The sequence below is a fragment of the Vibrio sp. 2132-1 genome, from assembly GCF_033344315.1.
This window is the reverse complement of record NZ_JAWPON010000895.1, coordinates 1-507: the sequence shown is the minus strand read 5'-3', so window position 1 is coordinate 507 and position 507 is coordinate 1. Positions and strand designations below refer to the sequence as shown.

1 protein-coding gene is annotated in these 507 nt (G+C 47.7%); it reads right to left on the bottom strand.

The genetic code is table 11. From position 1 onward, the window contains the following. The coding region (locus tag R8N47_RS28600; RefSeq protein ID WP_318186534.1) for a MipA/OmpV family protein at positions 1–474 on the bottom strand (474 nt) is incomplete at its 3' end. Positions 475–507: the final 33 nt, after the last annotated feature.

The window sequence follows — 507 nt, the reverse complement described above, 5'->3', positions numbered from 1 at the left end:
ATCAGAGTCCTTATAACGGATGGTAAAAGATGGTTCGAACTCCCAATCACCCCGCTCGTAATTTGCTGCAATTCTGTAGTTTGAGTGAAACTGAAACTCGTCATCCGTCATCAACTCCACTTCAGCGCGCCAGTTTTCATTGAAGTCATAACGCAGTTGGCCACCAAAATCGACGCGATCACCTTCAAACGCGTTTTGAACGGATTTAGGAATGTCGACAAAACGAAGACGCGTAATCGCGCTCACTCGCCAGTCAGAATCCTCTTCGTTAAACAGAAAAGCGCCGCCCTCGAGTCCGTTAATGTACAAATGTTCATTTTCAAAAAACATCATCGGCACGAAGGTGCTCACCGTAGAGTCATCGTTAGCAGTGTAAAAAGGAATCGAGGCCGTGCGATACATGGCGGCAATGCCCCACGTTTGCTCATCTGTTGCATAAGCCGTTGATACCGCCGCAGCGAGCGGAAGCATCATGGTGGCTTGTTTCCATCTCTTCATGGGTTTTAA